The sequence below is a fragment of the Paenibacillus sp. JNUCC-31 genome (genome assembly GCF_014844075.1).
In the GTDB taxonomy this organism is placed as follows: domain Bacteria; phylum Bacillota; class Bacilli; order Paenibacillales; family Paenibacillaceae; genus Paenibacillus.
This window is the reverse complement of the sequence record NZ_CP062165.1, coordinates 1,771,790-1,790,888: the sequence shown is the minus strand read 5'-3', so window position 1 is coordinate 1,790,888 and position 19,099 is coordinate 1,771,790. Positions and strand designations below refer to the sequence as shown.

Sequence of the window (19,099 nt, the reverse complement as noted above, 5' to 3'; positions counted from 1 at the left end):
TATACAGAAAATGTGATAAAGGATTATCATTTGTTTACAATTTCAGGGTATGACCAAACTAGTAGAGATGATCAGAGTCAGCACCTATCTTCTTATCGATTTCTCATGATATTTGAATATACTTGTCATTGCAGCTGTAACCTGGAGGAGATATCAATGAAACGGATACTTATTATAGAAGACGAAAAAAGCCTTGTGCGTTTTATCCAGCTGGAACTTGAGCATGAGCAATTCTTTGTACGTGCTGCCCATGATGGAACCAGCGGACTTCAACTAGCCTTGAAGGAGGAATGGGATCTGATCCTGCTGGATATTATGCTGCCACATTTGGATGGGGTAGAGGTATGCCGCAGGCTCCGGAATGTGAAAAGCACTCCTGTGATCATGCTCACGGCCAGAGATGGACTGGAGGACCGGGTGCAAGGCCTCGACAGCGGTGCAGATGATTATATCGCCAAGCCATTTGACATCGAGGAGCTTCTTGCCCGCATGCGCGCGATTTTCCGCAGGATCGAGCTGCGGGATCAGCAGAATCGGGTAATACTGACATTCAGGGACATCATTGTGGACCTGGATGCCAGAGTTGTTACCCGTGGCGGTAACCCTGTTGAACTGACCAAGCGTGAATTCGACCTGTTGGCCATATTTATGAAGCATCCAAACCTTGTCCAAACGAGAGATATGCTGCTCGACTTGGTATGGGGCTACGATTCGTTGGTAGAAACGAATGTGGTCGATGTGTACATCCGGTATTTGCGGAATAAGCTGGATGTTCCCGGAGAAGAAAGCGTCATCCAGACCGTGCGCGGAATGGGATACGTGATGCGGCCATGAAACGGATAACGGATTGGCTCAAACGGCTGCCTGTTATATGGAAGCTGACGATCGGCGCAACGATGCTCATTTTTCTGCTGTTCGCCACGTACAACTTTGCCCAGTACCTGGTATTGAAGTACTGGATGCTGAACCAAGAGCGGGACGCGCTTCATGTCATGATGTCACAGGTCCATGGTTATTTGGAGGATCAGCCGGCTAACGGGGAATTGCTGCATTCACCGGAAACAAACTCCTTTATGCGAAATGTTCTAGGAAAAAATCAAATGATTCGCCTAATTGATAAAAATGGGATGGAGCTGCTGCTGGCTGCGGACCATTTTAATCCACTTTGGGTCCAACCGCTTCCGAGCACGATTAACTCCTTGCAGGATGTATGGCATGAGGAGGACCATATTCTCGTATACCGGGCTCCTCTTATGATCAACAACGAAGCTGGAACGATTGAAATTGCAACGAATCTCGAGACCTTCGACCATTTTAACGATACGCTGCTGTGGGTCATGGTCATCGGGGGCTTTTTGGCCGTATGCATTAGCGCTACCAGCGGCTGGGCGATCGCCAAGCAGTTTTTACGGCCGGTTAAGGCGCTTGCCATCACCATTCAAAATGTGAAGCGAAACGGGCTTCAGGAACGCGTCGCAAATATCGAAAACGGGGATGAGCTATCGCAGCTGGCGAGCCTGTTCAATGAGCTGATGGACCAACTGGAAGTGTCCTTCCGCCAGCAAAAGCAGTTCGTGGACGATGCTTCGCATGAACTGCGCACGCCCATCACCATTCTGGAAGGCCACTTGAACTTGCTGGACAGGTGGGGAAAAAGAGATCAGGCTGTCCTGGAGGAGTCGCTGGAGGCGTCGCTTCAGGAAGTCCGAAGACTGAAAGGGCTCGTTCAAGGGCTCCTGGCGCTGTCGCGGGCGGAGTCCTCGACTTTGACCAATCATATTGAACAAATTCGGATTGAACCGTTTCTGACCAAAACTCTTCGTAGGATGAAAGATCTGTATCCGGAATTCACTTTCCGTATGAAAGGGGAGAAGAGCGGCAAAATGGTGAAGATCAATCCACTTCACCTCGAACAAATGCTGTTTATCGTCATTGAAAATGCGGTCAAGTATTCAGGGGATCATAAAGAAATCGACATTCGCAGCTATGAAGAAAAAAAACAGTTGCGCATATCCATTCAGGATCATGGAATCGGCATACCGACGGCTGAAATCCAGCATGTTTTCGACCGATTTTACCGTGTAGACCGGGCCCGCAGCAGAGAAATTGGAGGAACGGGTCTGGGTCTGGCGATCGCCAAAAATCTCATTCAGCACTATCAGGGCGAAATTTCTCTCATCAGCGTAGAAGACGAAGGAACCTGCGTAATCTTGTCTTTCCCGACGGTACCATAATAATGATGTAATCGAAAGGCTAATTCTCATTAAATTTTCATTATCTTTCGTTAAGCTTATTTTCATCGATCGTTATCATTAACAGATCAGAATAAGACGAAGGAGTATGAGAAATGAGTATCGGTCAAATCGATTATGAGCTTTTTCATTTCATTAATGCGTGGGGGAAAGCTGCTCCCTCCTTGAATGCTATTATGCGTTTTTTGGCGGAATATGCTTTCTATTTATTTTTTGTGGGTCTATTGGTCTATTGGTTTAGTCGTAAGGAAAGCAATCGAAAAATGGTAGCTGAGTCTGTCGTTTCCGTTTTCATCGGGCTTGGGATCAGCTGGGTGATCGGCCATCTATTTTACCGGGATCGACCTTTTGTAGCCCATACGGTGCTGCAGTTGATACCGCATCCGGCCAACGCGTCGTTTCCAAGCGATCACTCCATCGGAGCTTTTGCCATTGCCGCATCTTTCGTTATATATCGCCGAAAAGAAGGAATCATCTGGCTGCTCTTGTCTGCTGCTATTGCTTTCTCCAGAGTATGGACAGGTGTACATTATCCGTTCGACGTATTGGGTGGGGCGCTGATCGGTATCATAGTTGCAGCAGGGGTGCACCGCCTTACGGAGCGCTTCTCGTTCATTTCCCGTTCGTTTAAAGCAGGTCTCGGGTGGTATGAAAAATACGAATCGAAGATATTGCCCCGGAACGTGACCAAGGAAGAACAAATTCAATTAGGGAAGTGAACGTCAATGCGTAAGTTACCGCTTTAAGAGAACATGGATCACTATATCGAATGGGCAAAGTCCCACAACAGGATTCTAACCTGGGACAAAGATGATTACAGCAGCCGGAATCATATTCCGACCATCATCGTGGGGGATCATGTTCGTCAAGCCTCATTGAGTCAAAAAGTCTCCCATTTAAATGTTTTTCGGACACTGGAAGACCTGTACGGCCTATCGTATTTTGGCCGAGCCTCAGCCAGCGAGCCGATCCGGAATCTGTGGAAACAGCCATAAATGAAAATTCAACAGCGAAATTATCGATGGGGAGTGATAAACATGTATGACCAGCTACAGGATATGAATCTGTTTTTGGAGTCTATGCATGATTTGGAAACAAAAATTCGTCAACTGATTCAACGTTCCGGCCTTTCCGAGGAAGAGCAGAGGTTTATTTTGGGACATATTCTGGTCGTTCCCGGCAAGGATATTTCATGTCAGCAAAATTAAGGTCGAGTCTTGGCAAAGATCCTGGCCGGATCTGGCTATAAAAATAAACTGCAATGCTAATTTGTTGTGTCCATAGGAGGGAACAAGCATGCCTCCCCGTCACCCAAAAATTTTGATTTTGACAGCCGGATTTGGAGACGGCCATCAGCAGGTTTCCTCGGCATTATTGCATTATTTTTATATGCTGCAGGTCAATCAGGTGCAAATCATTGACCTTATGAAGGAAGCTCATCCTATGTTAAATTCCTTTTTTTCGAAGGTGTACCAAATGAGCCCGTTCTCGTCCCATCTGGGCTTCGATTATTATGGCTTGAGCTATTACATGACCAGAGATTCCAATCCATCCGGCCCGGTGAACCGATGCCTGAACGGATTCGTCAGACGAAGATGCTGGAGACGAGGTCAGCGTCACTGGCATTCCTGTACGCCCCCAATTCTATAATACAGGAGTAGCTCCGATTCTTACCTATGAAGGATCCGAGGGTAAACAGATCTTGATTATGGCAGGCACATTTACGGCTTTCCAACAGCCCACCGAGCATATATATCTGCTGCTTGGCCAGCAATCTTACGAAATCACGGTCGTATGTGGGCGTAAGCAGCATACCTTTGACAAATTGAAATCGCTGTATCCCGAACATCCACAGGTCAATATCCTTGGATACGTAAAAGACATCCAAGATCTGATGGCTGCGTCCTCCTGTATCGTGACGAAAGCCGGGGGGATTACTTTATCCGAAGCCGTCATCCTGAAACTTCCGATCTTTATTTTGAGCCCCTTTGGAGGCCAGGAGAGGGAAAACGCCCTGTACTTTAAGAATAACGGCATTGCCCAGATTTCATCCAACGTCCGTCAGCTCGCGGAACAGCTTCAGCTATTTATTGAGGCACTGGTGTTGTCCGCCCGGATCCAAGGGAAAATGGCTGGATTCTACCAAGGAGCAGCTGGCGAGCTGATCGTAAAGGATATCTTGTCGACGCTGCAGTATCGTCAAGATCCAAGTTCGGGTTACGAGCTGTCGGCCGTCTATAAAACATGAAAAACTCGTTGAAATGGTTCGGATTTTTGCTGCTGATAGGCTTGGTAATCTACATTATTCATTTGCTTCGAACAGGGGATGCTGAGCGAATAGCGAATCATCGCTCTGATACGCCAATATCGTATCCTTGGTTTCGTCGCTGGGCTGCTGTTTCAAACCCTGCTCAACATGCTACCGCTGCCAAGGGAAATCACCGCTGTTATGGTGCTGGAAATCTATGGGTCTTATTGGGGAGCGGGTATCATCGGAGCCACCTTGGGTTATTGGCTTACTCGATCGTTCTCTTCATATTTTACAGGGACGCGGGTTGAATCGTATCTAGTCAAAATGAAGGATTGGCTGGGAACCAACGAGGTTAAAGGTCTTCTGTTTGTCCCCTTCATCCCGTATCATGCTGTCAATTACGCCGCAGGGTTGCTAAAGGTAAAAATACTCGGTTACGTGCTGACAACGGCACTCTGTGTGCTCCCGCATACCGTAGCCATGAGCGTAATGTACGGAGGCTTTCGGAAAGGGGCGCTGTTCTGGGCTATCATCGGTTGCATGCTCTTTACCATCCTCGCCGGATTGTCCTGGTATCTAAAGAAGCGGACATCCCGCAAGCTTCATGATAACAGGGTGACGGCTGAGTAGTAGACACAAGGAGTGAAGGGACAAAAGAACGGTACTCTAATCTCATATTATTGGCCGTGAATGCAGATTATTGGGATTCATGATGACAGATTAGCGTATGAATTCAAAAAAAACTACCCTACAACTAATCCAGCCGGGGGTTGGTTTTTTCAGCTCTGATCATCCTGTTTGATAGGGGAGCATGAGCTTGATCCTTGTATACTGCTATCATTTGACGCCTGAACAGCACATTTTAGAAGCGTGGATTGGTTTTGAGGGAAAGTTTAGGGGACGGCTACCATGAAGCCGTTCAAGTGAGTTAAAGCGGTATGTATTTTAGGAGTTGGAAGTAAGTATGCTGATGGACGCAGACAAAAACGGACGGCAGCAAAAAGGCCGAGAAGCTGTATACCGTCAGGGTCCCTCGGCACCGTTGAAGTTGGGGGGTTGCCAAACTTTTTAAATCGCCACTTTATTTAGGCAGCGGCAGCCTATGCGATCCGTCACGGTCAAAAGGAGTCACCGGCGGTCACGAAGGAGCTCAAGAATGGACTACAACATTTTATGTTGGAGACTTTGATAGGTGCTGAATCATAGCATTATTTATTCGAGCTTTACTTAGTACATTAGGCGGAATAAAGGAATTCAAAACCAAAGCATTCCTTTCTATTTCTACAGTAGACCTGCTTCCCTAAGGAAGTGTCGGATCACTAGCGTTTGGTATTCAATCCTTGTATTCATTTTAAGGCTCCAGCATGTTTCGACTGTTACAGATCTTGCATGAATATGTTCGGCTGCTGCAGTACGGGAAGAACCTTTAAGTTTGTGTAAGCGGATGTGAAAATGATGGGAGGGCCGGATGGAGGTCGAGTTTATTTGTTTGATGATCTTCTGGACAGTGGGAACTGCAGCGTTACCTGGGTTCGTGATTAATGTTTGGCCGAGCACGTTCTTGCTTTTTGATGATAAGCCATTCGCTTCATGGAGATCTAGATACCAGTCCGGATTGTAGTTTTGCATGATTTCGAACAATGCGCGGGACATCTCATGAGTTGCCCTTCGGTCTGATCCGTGCGGGAACGTACGATTAAGATCTGGATTTCCGCGCACTCTTTTTTTGAAGGCAGGCTGGTTCGCAATGGGGACTACAATCAAAATCCCACGTCTAATGGTTAGCTCCTGATTTCTCAACTGCTTGACCAGCTCTTGGGCTGCACGAATACTACCGACCTCCTTACCATGGATGCCGGCCACAATCATAACATTTGGACCAGGCAGTTCGCCATGAAACAGATGAAGCCATGTTTCATACGGTGTGCCTTTGGCAAGCTTGCGTTTTTCAGTTAGCATACTTTGAACCACCTCCGTTGCCATATACTATGTTGAGTTGATAGAATTTGTACAGGCAGGAGTTTAAACCGAGCGGCAAATTAAGATTTCGATTAACTGTCTTTGTTTGGCGCTGTTTGGCGCCAGGTAAACCGACTAAGAACATTTGTTCGTGCGTGATCGCCCAATGAACGAACAAGCTCTTTGTTTTTCCCTATCCAAGACACGGAAATGCCAAGTTTCGATGCTTGCTCGCGAAGTTTCTTCATATGGGAGTCTTTTCCCTTCCCAGCAATAATATGGTGAACGGGACTTGTTGATCGGCAAGATGGGTTGCCTTCAGCAAAACTGGAACTCCCTTGCGCGGAATAACCCGCCCTACAAACAGAATAGCAAATGTTTTACCAATGGCATACTTAGCCCGAAGGATTTTACACTCAGATTCACTTGGCGGTCTAAACCTATTAACGTCTACCCCAAGTTCAACTGTACGGATTTTGTGTGCCTGAGTTGGGAAGCGATCGGTTAGTTTGCTCTTTAATGAACTACTGTTTGCAATAATAATATCAGCATGTTTCAAGCTATTCTGTACACCCTGAGCTTTAGGAACGAATGTAAGCGAATGTAGGAAGAGGGTTACTTTGGTATTCGGTCGAGCTTTTTTAATGGCAGCCATATAATGAGGCGATTATCCACTTGAATCAGGTGAATGAAGGGAGAAAATGGCTATGTTACAAAAGGAACTTCGCAGGTTTGAAGTGCTCCTTGGTAACGATGATGTTCGCCCCCATATTCAGGATACCCGTAAATTTTCAAAAACTGCACTGAAAACGATCTTAAATCGGGTGTGTACATAGGGTGAGGACCTTTGTTACTGCGCGCCTCGACATTTCAGGTAACGGACAAGTCCCTGCGTTGTCGAATCAGCCTGTTGCTAATCAACCTCAATTAAATAAAGTCACTCCAGTGAAAAAAACTTAAACTCACGGGAGAGAATCCATCCGCGCGGAATCTGCAAACCAACAAATCTAAATGCCATTCCAAAGCAGAGCCTCGAAACAAGCTCTGCTTTGCTCTATAATATCTCGCGAGCGGTTACATATCGTTTCAGCCAATACGGTCTTCTCCATTTCGTAATGGTGACACCGGGAGGGGATTGGTAGGTATTGATCATGTTGCCATTTCCAATATCGACGCCAACATGACCAATCCGATTATCGGAATAGCGATCTCTTCTGAAAAAGATTAAATCCCCTGCTTCTATTTCTTTTTGGGTAATCCTTCGACCATATCGAGCTTGTGAGCTAGAAGTTCTGGGCAATCCAACTCCATTTTTTCCAAATATATATTGGGTAAAAGAAGAACAGTCCAATCTTTTGCTTCTGGGATATGGCCCGGCACCGAACTGGTAACGAGTCCTCATCAGGCTTCTACCTAGTGCAATAATTGCGGGAGCCTTTTCCGGTTCTTGTTTTATTTTCGCTTTTTCGGATGATTTTACTTGGGGGACTGCATCGAAATCAATCGTTGGGATCGTTACTTTTATTCCGGGAGGAATCGGTTCCTTTAAATTTTTATTGACAGAGAGAAGCTTTTTTACCGAAGTATTCAGCAATTTGGATAGTTTTTTAACGGTGTCGCCTTTTATCGTGATGATGAAGCGACCGGGTTGCCGTATGGATACACGCTTAGCTTTCCTGTTAACCAAAAAATCGACGTTCAAAAGCCGGTTTACAGAACGGAGACTAATGAAACGCTCCTTGTTTATCATGATTAGAGGATCAATTTGAAAGGAGACACCTTCTCTTTTTGCGAGCGCACCGTTTTTGGGAATTGTCACGAGCTCCGAGCCGTCTGTAATCAACATGCTGTTTGTGCTGTTTTTTAAAATATCATACTCCAATATTTCCATTACATCTTTTAGCGGCAAATAGTTTAATGTATTTCTTGTGATTAAGCTGATGTTGGTAAACACTCTTTTTTTTCGTGTGAAAAAATCTTTTTGAAATAAAGTGAGGGTTACGATTAAATTTGTAGTTGTCATCAGTTGTCCCCCTTGTATATTTGAATTATTCGAGAACTAATGGTTTCTAAAGAAAATCTCTGTTTTACTGTTGTAACGCCTAATTTTCCTAAAGCACGGGCTTTTTTTGGATTTCTTAATAGGCTGTTAATGTCAGACGTAAGTTTTTCGGGTGTGATCGGCGCAAAAGCGTCGTGGTCGCCGAAATGACATTGAATTATCTTATTTATATTTTTCTGCTGTACAATACCGCAGTACCCTGCAACGCCGGCAGCAAGGACCGGTTTTGCGCATGCCATTGCTTCAAGTGCCACGCGTCCCGTTCCTACAACAACATCCGAAACATAATAGGCATGTTGGATATTAGACATCGGTGGTCGAATAATGATTGCTGTTCGACCAAGACGACGATTGGCTTTAGCCGCAAAATGAATTAGATTTGAACGATGAGGCCCAGGACCAACTAGAACGGCTAAAAACTGACGGTTGTATTTAGCGATTTGTTCTGCTGCCAAGACTACTTTTCTGGCTATGGGATATTTATCAGACGAGAATCTTCCAGCGTATACAAGAATTTGGGCGGTTTGCGGTAAATGGAGCGCCTTTCTCCAATGGTTTTTATTCGCCGCAGGACGGAACGTTGCGATGTCAATTCCATTAGGAATCATCTGGATCTTGTCCGTAGGAATGTTATGATTCACCAACCATTTGGTCAGTTTTGGTGAAACCGCAATCAGGCGTTTGGAACTTCTTGCTGCCGATAATAGGGCAGCCCGACGATGATAAGTGCCATGTATAGTAACAATTAAAGGGATTTTACATTGTTGAGATAAGGCTACTGCCTGAGCAAATGCCTTGGAATCATGGGCGTGGATCAGGTTATACTTTTCTTTGGCCACGATCGAAGACAATAAGGATATTCGTTTTAGTTTTTTTTCAATTGACACATTATGAAGCTTAATCCCAGCTTTTTGAAATGAGTTTGCGATTGGTCCTCCATCAGTTGCAACACCGACTTGAACCCCATGTGTTAACAAACTTTGCGAGAGAGAAAGAATATATTTTTCGGTTCCTCCAATATTCAACCGCGATACCAGCATTAAAACTTTCATTTCTCACCATCCCCGACTCATCTGAATCATACAAGATGGTGTATAGTATGAGAATTCTTCATTGCAGGGAAGGGCTTAAAACTACATCGACTGATTAACGCCGGCCGTACGCTCTTTGATAACGACACATTTTTTGATATATACGCTTATCCAACGTTTTAAATCCATAAATTGCGGGCTGGGGATTCGCTTCCAAAATCCACGGATGTAGATTTTGGTCTATGCCGACATCCAGGCCAATCTCTCTAATTTTAGGAAACCTTTCGTTTAACTGCATGGTAGCCTGGCACCCTAAGTTTCTCAACTTATTTGTGTATTCGGCAATGTTTGCTACATGCTCTTTTAATAAAAGCTCAACCGGCTTGGAACGGCCCCCTTTGCATACATTCGTTATGATTTTTTGGGATGTCCTAAACGACCAATGATACCGGTCGTTTCCCACTTTCTCTCGGGATTTTTCTGTACCATGATCCTCAGATCAAAGTGGTGACCGCTATGTCGTAATAAATTAATTCCGCGTTGAACAGCGTAAGGACAATTTTTGGTCTCATTGCTAATGGATTGAATCAGCCTATCGAAGGAGTTGAAGGTTCTAGCCGACTTTTCCAGTTGGTATTTATAGCTACCTTGTCCCAGCTTTTCCACCCTCATAACACCCTTGCCGCCGGTTCCGCTATTAGGCTTGACATAAACCATGTTGTACTTATCTAACATTGTCTTTAAAACCGACTTACTATACATCCTTGTCTCGGGAACATTCCGGCGAAGTTCCTCGTTGTGAAGCAAGGATTTGCTTACATTATATATAGTCGCATAGCCTCCCATATTCATCCCCACCTTCCGGAGTTCATAACCATAACCAGAATATGTGCCTTGGGTCATTTTGGCTCCGAGCTCCTGTCCGTTTCTTAAACTTAAGCTGGAACGTACTGTAGTATAACTGGGGGGATTTCAATTTAGATATACAAGAACGATTTTTAGCGAAAGCCACTAAGTTCAAAACCTCATATTACGTCATCAGAGGTAGCTCAAAAGTAAGCAAGGTAATGGTAACAGCAGGTGTTCATGGAGATGAGAGGGCAAATATTCTGTCAGCAAAAAAACTTTTGAGGTTGTTGCAGAATGACATACTCCGCATTAACTAAGGAACGCTAATCATAGTTCCAATCGTTAATTAAAATGCATATAAGCTGCGTATCGTATTAGGGGATACCTATTTTAATCGGACTTTCCCACGCAAGCCCAATGAGACAGCACATGACCGGTAATCGGCTGCGTTATTTCGGTTAGCGGCGGAATTTCAACCAGCTTGGTATATTGATCTTCACTAAGGTAAGGGCTCTCTAAAGTAAACTTTTGGGCAGACATTGATTGCGAATATTAAGAAGTGAAGCGAGACCTTTGGTAAAACAAATTCTGGATCGCATGAATTGTTCCATAGCCCTAAAACCAACCCATTTTTCCGTTCGTTTACGTAAATTGCCTGGTTAGGGTCGTACCGCTGTGCATCGCTTATTTAACTCAAAAGCAATTACTTTAGAGACGACTAGAAACTGTTTGATCGTGACAATGACGTTGTCCGCGACAAAAGCGCTGGCGGCTTATGTCGAATACGAGCTTGCAAAGATCGGTGAGTTTACTGACCATCCGAGCGTCAGACTTAATTCCGCCCCGATCAATATCTTGCTGAAACGATTAGCCTTTAAGGTATAACGGCCTTCCAAAGTGTGTTTTTTTGGTGTCGTATCACCCGAACCAAGCATAACACATCTTTTTTTCCATCCCTTGCTATGCCTGCATGCGGCGCTTGCGTGCCAATAGTATTTCTTCGTTTATTAAAATTAAAATAGAACTCTTATTGACCGGAGGCCGAAATTTGGTGGCATAGGAGTTTCCCTCATTAAATTCTAATATAACTCACCTTATCTTCTAAAGTACGTGGCCTACAATATAGACTGTAGTTAAATTTGAAGGAGGAATTCACAATGAACAAGAAACTGATGGTCGGTGCGCTTGCTGTTGCTATTACTGGAGGAGGAATCATGGGAGCGGCCTTATTGCCTTCCACGAATGCAGCTTCGGATGCTGCAGCTTCCGCTTCGGCAACGCCAGCCCAAAAAGCTCAAACCCAGCAAGACAACGATAAAGAAGTAAACGACGATGGCGCGCAGGACAAACAGGACAACGATAAAGAAGTAAACGACGATGGCGCGCAGGACAAACAGGACAACGATAAAGAAGTAAACGACGATGGCGCGCAGGACAAACAGGACAACGATAAAGAAGTAAACGACGACGGTGCGCAGGACAAGCAGGATAACGATAAAGAAGTAAACGACGATGGCGCGCAAGCGGCTTCTATCACGAAGCAACAGAGTATTGATGCAGCCTTGAAGCAAACGGCAGGAACGGTGTCCGACGTGCAGTTGGAGACGGAAAACGGCGTAGCCGCCTATACCGTTACGATCAAAGACGCTGCGGGAACACAGCATGAGGTTACGGTAGACGCCACGACGGGGAAGGTCATTCCCGAAAACGACTGAACCGACTTCCGATGGGCCTAAGCGAAAGCTTAGGCTTTTTGTCCGTTTTGCCGGGATAGATCTGTTTGGTGGAAGCGGTTTTTACGTATAATAAAAAGACGGGAGGGGGATTCACGATGAACAAAGACGTGTTAATCGTCGAGGATGAGCCTAAAATCGCTCGGCTTCTCGAATTGGAACTGACCTATGAAGGCTATGCGGTGACGATAGCCGATAACGGGAAAGAAGGCTTGGAGCAGGCGCTGTCGAAGGCATGGGGGCTTATTCTCCTTGATATTATGCTGCCCGAATTGAATGGAATCGAGGTATTGCGAAGATTAAGGAAGATCGATATACATACGCCGGTCATCGTCGTGACCGCGAGGAATACGACGCCGGATAAAATATCGGGGCTCGACCAGGGAGCCAACGATTATGTGACTAAACCATTCGAGATCGAAGAGCTGCTCGCCAGGATGAGGGCGACGATGCGCAATCGCTCCGTAGAGCCGGAGGTGAAGGAACCGGCAAAATTACTGCAGATCGATAATCTTACGTTGAACAAAATGACTCGGGAAATTAACCGCGAAGGAAAAAGGATCGATCTTACGCCCAAAGAGTACGATCTGTTCTTGTTCTTGTTGGAGAATAAACACCATGTCCTGAGCAGGGAACAGATCATGAACCATGTCTGGGGATATGACTTTGAAGGAGAAACGAACGTCATCGACGTTTATATCCGATACATTCGCAAGAAGATCGACCATGATTTTGATGTTAACCTTATCCATACGATACGCGGAGTGGGCTTCTGCGTCAGGGAGGAGGACAGTTGAAGCTTCGAACCAAATTCACGCTACTCACTTCCATATTGGTCATTCTCATCTTGCTCTGCGTAGATATCGGCATCTATTTCTTATTTATTCAAATGGCCACGCGCAACGAGATCGAATTGCTGCGCAACAAGTCGGAGCAGATTATCGAGAAAATCGGACCTTCTGTTATACTGGACAAGAATCAAAACGGCCAAATCTTGAGCTATCTGCCCGAAGATTCGGCGATCCGGGTATTCACGCCGGATTTGAAGATCGTTCAAGTTTATCAACAAGAACCGGACATCGATTTTAATCAAATCGTTATTTCTTCCATGAACGATTCCAGGCTGCTCGTTATCAACGATCAGAAAATATTAGTCGTTCGAATCCCGATACAGTCTGACAACAAGATCATTGGTGTCCTGGAGATTGCAGAGAAAATGGAGACCCTCGAATCCAATATAAACCTGCTGGTGATAATTCTGTTCTTCGCGACGCTCGGCGCAGTCATGCTCAGCGTTGGCGGGGCGCTAATTCTGTCGAGAACGCTGTTTAAGCCGATCACGGATAGCATCATTACGATGAAAGAAATCGAAAGCAACCTGGTATTTAAAAAAATTCCGACGCAAGGCCGATCAAACGACGAACTCTTTCATATGACGGAAACGTTCAATCGGATGATGGAGCGTTTGGAGGAAAACTTTCATAAACAGCAGCAATTCGTCTCCGACGCGTCGCATGAGTTAAATACGACGATCACGATTATTGAAGGATATGCCAATATGCTTCGGCGCTGGGGGACGCGCGATCAGAAAATCCAGAGTGAGTCCGTCGAGGCGATTTATGAGGAATCCAAGCAATTGAGGAAGATGACACGGCAATTACTGGACCTTGCCTCCTCCCAAAAGAACGAAAATATCGTCTTTGAGAAATTTGATCTGGTGGCCTGCTGCAGGCAAGTATCTTCGCTGGCCAAGCAGCTTCATAAGCATGATATCCGTCTTCATTCGGACTGCCGGGAAATAGAGATCGAAGCGGATCTGTCCAAGGTGAAACAGCTCTTGCTCATTCTCATCGACAATGCGTTGAAATACAGTGAAAGATCCATCGACATCCATGTAACGAAGGAGGCGGCGAATGCCATTATAAGGGTCAAAGATTATGGGATCGGCATTGCGCATGAGGATATCGAAAATGTCTTCGAACGCTTTTTCCGCGTCGATTCCTCTAGAAATCGTAAGACGGGGGGGACCGGACTGGGTCTGCCGATCGCTCAATCGATCGTAAGCGAGCACCATGGGAAGATCCGTATAGAAAGCGCAGTTGGCGCGGGCACGGAGGTTATCTTGCATCTGCCTGTGGAGCAGGAAGATGCGGGCTGAACGATCGTCACCTTCGGCTGGAAAGCGTTTTTTAGTAAAGGGTTCAACTAATGGGAATAAAGTCAAATTGATGCATGTTGTTGAATGGATGCTTTTAAGGATGATTTGTTGACGTAGCCTGGAAATAAATCGGGCCTAAAAAGCGGAGTGAAATTTTGGGTCATCACTGAGCATGACCGGGGCACGACCACATTTACTGCCGGAGGAATATTAAAAGGCGGCCCGATTGCTTTAGAGGAGCAACTGAGCCGGGGCGAAATATCTGCAATCTCTTGCCCTCCGAAATAGATTACTGATTGTTGCTCAGAGCTTAATAGTCTCAATGACTAATCTGAGGACAAAAAATACCTCCTTTCGGAACATATGATATATGGAGGGTTCCGGGAAGTGGCTGCCCATATTTCAAATTAGTTTGATCGGAGCGTTCATCTATGTTCCTTGATATCACTTGTGAAGGACTCGATTCTACTTGACGTTCATCTGTTTCTAGAGCAAAGGATTGGTAAAATCCGAAGCTCAAGGCAAGGGTTATAGCTAAGCAAGTAATCACAAGTTGTTTTTTCATTAGACAGATTGGCAAACCAAGTGCGACAGTACCTCTGTGAAAGATTCGTGAGCGGTTCTCCAACCCAAGCATTTTCTTGATCTGTGGTTAATTAGATCTAGTGAACCGGCGAGATCTTCATCCTCCACTTGAGCGAGATCGATGCCTTTCGGGAAAAACTCTCGAAGCAAGCTATTCGCATTTTCATTGGAACCGTGTTGCCAAGACGAATATGGATCAGCAAAATAACGTGCAGGTCATGGCTTGTTTCCAGATTGGTATAGCATGCAAACTCCTTTCCCCGGTCAGCCGTAGCTGTAAGGAAAGTACCTGTGGGATATTGTGAGATGGCTACACCAAGCGCATTTTCCATGGACAAAGCGGTGCGATCAGGCATGAGAATGGTCGTATACAGACGGGTTTTGCGTTCAATGAGCGTGGCTACGCAACCTTTACTTTTCCCACGACCCGATACGACGGTATCCAGTTCCCAGTGCCCAACGTTTTACGGGCAAGAACCTCTTTGGGGCGATCCGAAATCGATCTGCCGATAGCGAATTTACCGCGAGTTTCTGCGGGTTTCTGACGCTTTCCTTTGTGCCGAAGGACCTGTAACGTGCCTCGAACCAGATGCCCGGCGTAGAGCGAGCGGTAGATGGTTTTAAAGGAGACCGACGGCAGGCCTTGGTGCGAAAACGTTCCGTGATTTGCTCCGGAGACCACGTTGCCAGCAGTTTTTCCTCCATGGAAATAGCTATCGGACCATTTACCCAGTGAGATCGAAGTTTTACGACGCTCCTCATAAGCGCTCTGAGCCTGCTCTGCATGGTAGGCTTTCGATGAAGTAGCACGATCCAATTCACGACAAATCGTCGAAGGATGCCTTCCTAATTCTTTTGCGATGGCTCTTGAACTTTGACCTTGCCGATGGAGGATTTCTAGCTTGCTGCGCTCAATTATGCTAAGATGTGTGTAGCTCATGGTGGATTCTCCTTGTGTGAATGTGGTGTAGGAACCTTCATTCTACACGATCCGGCCATGAGCCCTTTTTTATTTATTTCCAGTAGGTGTCGCACTTCATATTACAATCCGTCAATCCTCTTTGCTGTTGAAAGTCCGAAGTCCAATGCGGTGTACACTGCGATCTCCAAAGCGATGAATGCCATCGATGAGGTGAAGTCGGCTGAGGTACCTCTTCATCTGAGGGATACCCATTATTCCGGTGCAGTGAAGCTGGGACATGAAGGCTACCAGTACCCGCACAATTATCCGGGCCATTATGTGAAACAGGAATATTTACCGAAACAGCTCTCACGCCGCATTTTCTATGAAGCAACGGAACAAGGCAATGAATCCAAGATTCGTCTAAACCAGCAGCGGCGCAGAGAGCTGTAAGATCGATAACCCGGGAGATGCTTGAACAATGAAAGAAGTATTCTATATTGGAATCGGCGGAATTTTGGGTACGTTATGCCGATATGGGATACAGTTATGGATGCCAGCAGCCAATGAAGGCTTCCCTTGGGCAGTGCTGCTGATCAATGCGATCGGGAGCCTGTTTTTGGGTTGGTTTTTCACCATAGCTGTTCCCGGCAAAATAACGCCTCAACTTCGCCTTGCGATTGGAACGGGGTTTACTGGGGCATTCACCACATTCTCCACCTTTACTCTCGATATGGTCCGTTTATCTGAAGGAGGAATGTGGGGTAAGGCTGTTATATACCTCGTTGTGAGTCTACTCGCAGGGTTATTACTGTGTGCATTGGGGATTAAGGTTGGACAGCGAATGCTGGGTAAACCGACGCAGAATGGTGCTGCACCATGATCATCTGGATCGGTTTTGCAGGGATGCTTGGTGCAGTGCTTCGCTACAGTTTGGGGCGATGGATATCCGGTTCGCTTGGATCGGCCTTCCCATGGGGGACATGGGTCATTAATATCAGTGGTTCTCTGTTACTTGGATTGCTCTATGGCTGGCATCAGTCAGCTTCAATCCCGGACGAAGTCTGGGTAATCTGGGGGACAGGATTTTGCGGAGCGTATACCACATTCTCAACGTTTGGATATGAAACCCTTGGTCTGATGGGGCAGGAACGTTACTTCAGAGCAGTTATATACGTCACAAGTTCGGTACTGATGGGGGTTGCGGCCTCTTTTGCAGGAGTGTGGCTGGCTGCATAAGTGAAAATAATTATTTTTTTTGCAGGAAAAAGAAGGAAAAAAGCCATCCGTCATGGTATACATGAAAGATGGCTTTTGTTATAGGAATACAAGGTATTGTGCAAAATCCATACGGGGATGGATTCATTTCTGATATTGAATCTATTGCAGCGCAGGTACAGGCACTTTTTGAACCTGATCGATCGTTCCGCCGCCGAGACATACATCTCCATCATAAAACACAACGGCTTGACCAGGCGTGATCGCTTTTTGCTGTTGGTCAAACTGTACATCCACACTGCCATCTTCCTGCCATGTCAGGGTTACACCCTGATCCGGCTGACGATAGCGGAATTTGGCGGTACAACGGAATGGTACGTTAGGCATGTGTGCTGCACCTGCGATCCAGTTTACACCTGTTGCAGTCAGACCGGTTGAATACAGGCTTGCATGTGCGTCGCCTTGAACGACAAGCAGTTGATTTTTCTCCAGATCCTTGTCTGCCACGAACCAGGGTTCACCATTACCGGAACCGCCAATGCCGAGACCCTGACGTTGTCCAAGCGTATAGTACATCAGACCGTCATGACGGCCCTTCACTTCTCCGGTTGCAATATCAACCATGTCTCCGCCTTTGGCAGGAAGATAGTTGCTCAGGAACTCTTTGAAGTTGCGCTCACCGATGAAGCACACACCTGTGCTATCTTTTTTCTTCGCGGTGTAGAGGCCAGCCGCTTCTGCAATCTTGCGCACTTCCGGTTTTGGAAGATGACCAATCGGGAACATGGCTTTGGACAGCTGGTTCTGATTCAGTGCATTGAGGAAGTAGGTTTGGTCTTTGTTACTGTCCACACCCCGCAGCAGTTTGAACGTTCCATCTTCTTCAATGAGGCGAGCATAGTGGCCTGTAGCCACATAGTCAGCGCCGAGATCCAGTGCTTTGTTCAGGAATTCGCCGAATTTGATCTCACGATTACACATGACATCTGGATTCGGAGTCCGACCCGACTTATATTCATCAAGGAAATAGGAAAATACTTTATCAAAGTACTCTTTCTCGAAGTTGACAGTGTAGTAAGGAATGCCGATCTGTTCGCAAACCCGGCGTACGTCCTCTGAATCTTCTTCAGCGGTACAGTGACCGAACTCGTCCGTGTCATCCCAGTTTTTCATGAAAATGCCGATGACATCGTAACCCTGCTCTTTTAGCAACAGTGCGGTGACGGAAGAATCGACACCTCCGGACATGCCAACGACGACCCGTGTATTTTCAATTGTTTTGGACATCGTTATCACCATTTCTCTATATAAATGTGTTTCGTTTCTTATTCTAGCATAACCGGACTCAAGTTACGATACACCCGGCCAACTTTGGATAGTGTCCACTCCAGGCGTACATTTTTGGAATATTGTCAATCTTTCTTTTCCATAAAGCATGCAGATATGTTAACATTAGCTGAGGGTTATGATCGGAATACGGAGGATTAATGGGACTAGGTCTGTATTTTTCATATCCCGCTGTGGCGGATTCATGGAAAGCAGTCTTGTGCCACATCCTGTTATTTAATAGTTTACAACTTGTTTTTTTCGAAAATGGAAAGAGGTGACTCCTTTGAAAATATCGACAAAAGGCCGTTATGGCCTCACAATCATGATGGAGCTGGCAGCCAGAATAGGCGAAGGCCCTACATCTTTGAAAAGTATTGCTGAGCGCAACCAGCTCTCGGAGCATTATCTGGAGCAATTGATTGCTCCCCTGCGTAATGCAGGACTGGTCAAAAGTATCCGTGGCGCCTACGGCGGTTACATTCTGGCAGGTGATCCTGCTACTGTAACGGCAGGGGATGTTATTCGTGTACTGGAAGGCCCAATCTCTCCAGTGGATTTCACAGAGGAAGATGATCCTGCGAAGCGCGACTTGTGGTTGCGTATCCGTGACAGCATTGCAGAAGTATTGGATTCAACAACGCTGAAGGATCTGATTACATTCCAGGATCAGGAACAAAAAGATTCCTACATGTTCTATATTTAACATAGTTGATGATGAGCATCACGAACGACACACTAAAGCCCCCATAAATGGGGGCTTTAGCCATGAAA

The 19,099-nt window shown here is 45.9% G+C and carries 20 protein-coding genes and 3 pseudogenes; 15 read left to right on the top strand and 8 right to left on the bottom strand.

What is annotated here, in order from left to right; translation table 11 throughout:
- Nucleotides 1-156 precede the first annotated feature (156 nt).
- From JNUCC31_RS07605 to JNUCC31_RS07575, 8 genes are all read left to right on the top strand, one after another.
- Entirely contained in the window at nucleotides 157-834 is a 678-nt protein-coding gene (locus tag JNUCC31_RS07605; RefSeq protein ID WP_192270190.1) for a response regulator transcription factor, read from the top strand.
- A complete protein-coding gene (locus JNUCC31_RS07600) occupies nucleotides 831-2,234 on the top strand; it encodes a HAMP domain-containing sensor histidine kinase (RefSeq protein ID WP_192270188.1) in 1,404 nt (467 codons plus the stop codon). The genes JNUCC31_RS07605 and JNUCC31_RS07600 overlap by 4 nt, the downstream gene beginning before the upstream one ends.
- A gap of 113 nt (nucleotides 2,235-2,347) precedes the next feature.
- Nucleotides 2,348-2,971: an undecaprenyl-diphosphatase gene (locus JNUCC31_RS07595; protein WP_192270186.1), complete on the top strand. Its 624-nt coding sequence runs from the start codon at nucleotides 2,348-2,350 to the stop codon at nucleotides 2,969-2,971.
- A gap of 33 nt (nucleotides 2,972-3,004) precedes the next feature.
- Nucleotides 3,005-3,247, top strand: coding sequence for a hypothetical protein (locus tag JNUCC31_RS33180; protein ID WP_228469570.1), 243 nt, complete (start codon nucleotides 3,005-3,007; stop codon nucleotides 3,245-3,247).
- Nucleotides 3,248-3,289: 42 nt separating this feature from the next.
- Nucleotides 3,290-3,460, top strand: a complete 171-nt coding sequence (locus JNUCC31_RS07590; protein ID WP_192270184.1) for a hypothetical protein — start codon at nucleotides 3,290-3,292, stop codon at nucleotides 3,458-3,460.
- An 88-nt stretch (nucleotides 3,461-3,548) separates the two neighbouring features.
- Complete coding sequence (locus JNUCC31_RS07585; RefSeq protein WP_192270182.1) at nucleotides 3,549-3,902, top strand: hypothetical protein; 354 nt, start codon at nucleotides 3,549-3,551, stop codon at nucleotides 3,900-3,902.
- Between the two features lie 58 nt (nucleotides 3,903-3,960).
- Nucleotides 3,961-4,500: a glycosyltransferase gene (locus JNUCC31_RS07580; protein WP_228469695.1), complete on the top strand. Its 540-nt coding sequence runs from the start codon at nucleotides 3,961-3,963 to the stop codon at nucleotides 4,498-4,500.
- Between the two features lie 168 nt (nucleotides 4,501-4,668).
- Entirely contained in the window at nucleotides 4,669-5,133 is a 465-nt protein-coding gene (locus JNUCC31_RS07575) for a TVP38/TMEM64 family protein (RefSeq protein WP_228469569.1), read from the top strand.
- 651 nt (nucleotides 5,134-5,784) lie between these two features.
- On the opposite strand, the gene JNUCC31_RS07570 is transcribed toward JNUCC31_RS07575, so the two are convergent.
- The 6 genes and pseudogenes from JNUCC31_RS07570 to JNUCC31_RS33170 form a co-directional block, all read right to left on the bottom strand.
- A complete protein-coding gene (locus JNUCC31_RS07570) occupies nucleotides 5,785-6,462 on the bottom strand; it encodes a M14 family metallopeptidase (RefSeq protein WP_192270176.1) in 678 nt (225 codons plus the stop codon).
- A 244-nt stretch (nucleotides 6,463-6,706) separates the two neighbouring features.
- Entirely contained in the window at nucleotides 6,707-7,117 is a 411-nt protein-coding gene (locus JNUCC31_RS07565; RefSeq protein WP_228469568.1) for a glycosyltransferase family protein, read from the bottom strand.
- 399 nt (nucleotides 7,118-7,516) lie between these two features.
- Nucleotides 7,517-8,485 (bottom strand): C40 family peptidase, encoded by a 969-nt coding sequence (locus tag JNUCC31_RS07560; RefSeq protein WP_192270172.1) that lies wholly within the window; start codon nucleotides 8,483-8,485, stop codon nucleotides 7,517-7,519.
- Nucleotides 8,485-9,576, bottom strand: coding sequence for a glycosyltransferase (locus JNUCC31_RS07555; protein ID WP_192270170.1), 1,092 nt, complete (start codon nucleotides 9,574-9,576; stop codon nucleotides 8,485-8,487). The genes JNUCC31_RS07560 and JNUCC31_RS07555 overlap by 1 nt, the downstream gene beginning before the upstream one ends.
- Nucleotides 9,577-9,670: 94 nt before the next feature.
- Nucleotides 9,671-10,401 (bottom strand): annotated as a pseudogene (locus tag JNUCC31_RS33905) (YheC/YheD family protein).
- Between the two features lie 393 nt (nucleotides 10,402-10,794).
- Entirely contained in the window at nucleotides 10,795-10,944 is a 150-nt protein-coding gene (locus JNUCC31_RS33170; RefSeq protein ID WP_228469566.1) for a hypothetical protein, read from the bottom strand.
- 674 nt (nucleotides 10,945-11,618) lie between these two features.
- Here JNUCC31_RS33170 and JNUCC31_RS07545 point away from each other — a divergent pair.
- From JNUCC31_RS07545 to JNUCC31_RS07535, 3 genes are all read left to right on the top strand, one after another.
- The gene (locus JNUCC31_RS07545) at nucleotides 11,619-12,119 is read left to right on the top strand and encodes a PepSY domain-containing protein (RefSeq protein ID WP_192270168.1); all 501 of its coding nucleotides are present in this window, start codon (nucleotides 11,619-11,621) and stop codon (nucleotides 12,117-12,119) included.
- A 116-nt stretch (nucleotides 12,120-12,235) separates the two neighbouring features.
- Nucleotides 12,236-12,934 (top strand): response regulator transcription factor, encoded by a 699-nt coding sequence (locus JNUCC31_RS07540; protein WP_192270166.1) that lies wholly within the window; start codon nucleotides 12,236-12,238, stop codon nucleotides 12,932-12,934.
- The gene (locus tag JNUCC31_RS07535) at nucleotides 12,931-14,295 is read left to right on the top strand and encodes a sensor histidine kinase (RefSeq protein ID WP_192270164.1); all 1,365 of its coding nucleotides are present in this window, start codon (nucleotides 12,931-12,933) and stop codon (nucleotides 14,293-14,295) included. The genes JNUCC31_RS07540 and JNUCC31_RS07535 overlap by 4 nt, the downstream gene beginning before the upstream one ends.
- 564 nt (nucleotides 14,296-14,859) lie before the next feature.
- Here the strand turns inward: JNUCC31_RS07535 and JNUCC31_RS07530 are convergent.
- A pseudogene (locus JNUCC31_RS07530) lies at nucleotides 14,860-15,820 on the bottom strand (IS30 family transposase).
- 111 nt (nucleotides 15,821-15,931) lie between these two features.
- Here JNUCC31_RS07530 and JNUCC31_RS07525 point away from each other — a divergent pair.
- From JNUCC31_RS07525 to crcB (JNUCC31_RS07515), 3 genes and pseudogenes are all read left to right on the top strand, one after another.
- A pseudogene (locus JNUCC31_RS07525) lies at nucleotides 15,932-16,234 on the top strand (AAA family ATPase); the annotation flags it as partial.
- 28 nt (nucleotides 16,235-16,262) lie between these two features.
- The gene (gene crcB / locus JNUCC31_RS07520) at nucleotides 16,263-16,664 is read left to right on the top strand and encodes a fluoride efflux transporter CrcB (protein WP_192270162.1); all 402 of its coding nucleotides are present in this window, start codon (nucleotides 16,263-16,265) and stop codon (nucleotides 16,662-16,664) included.
- Nucleotides 16,661-17,020, top strand: a complete 360-nt coding sequence (gene crcB, locus JNUCC31_RS07515; protein ID WP_192270159.1) for a fluoride efflux transporter CrcB — start codon at nucleotides 16,661-16,663, stop codon at nucleotides 17,018-17,020. Before crcB (JNUCC31_RS07520) ends, crcB (JNUCC31_RS07515) begins: the two co-directional genes overlap by 4 nt.
- Before the next feature lie 141 nt (nucleotides 17,021-17,161).
- Here the strand turns inward: crcB (JNUCC31_RS07515) and mnmA are convergent, their stop codons facing one another.
- Complete coding sequence (gene mnmA, locus JNUCC31_RS07510; RefSeq protein WP_064635858.1) at nucleotides 17,162-18,286, bottom strand: tRNA 2-thiouridine(34) synthase MnmA; 1,125 nt, start codon at nucleotides 18,284-18,286, stop codon at nucleotides 17,162-17,164.
- A gap of 325 nt (nucleotides 18,287-18,611) precedes the next feature.
- On the opposite strand from mnmA, the gene cymR reads away from it, so the two are divergent.
- A complete protein-coding gene (gene cymR / locus JNUCC31_RS07505; protein WP_062325025.1) occupies nucleotides 18,612-19,031 on the top strand; it encodes a cysteine metabolism transcriptional regulator CymR in 420 nt (139 codons plus the stop codon).
- Nucleotides 19,032-19,099 lie beyond the last annotated feature (68 nt).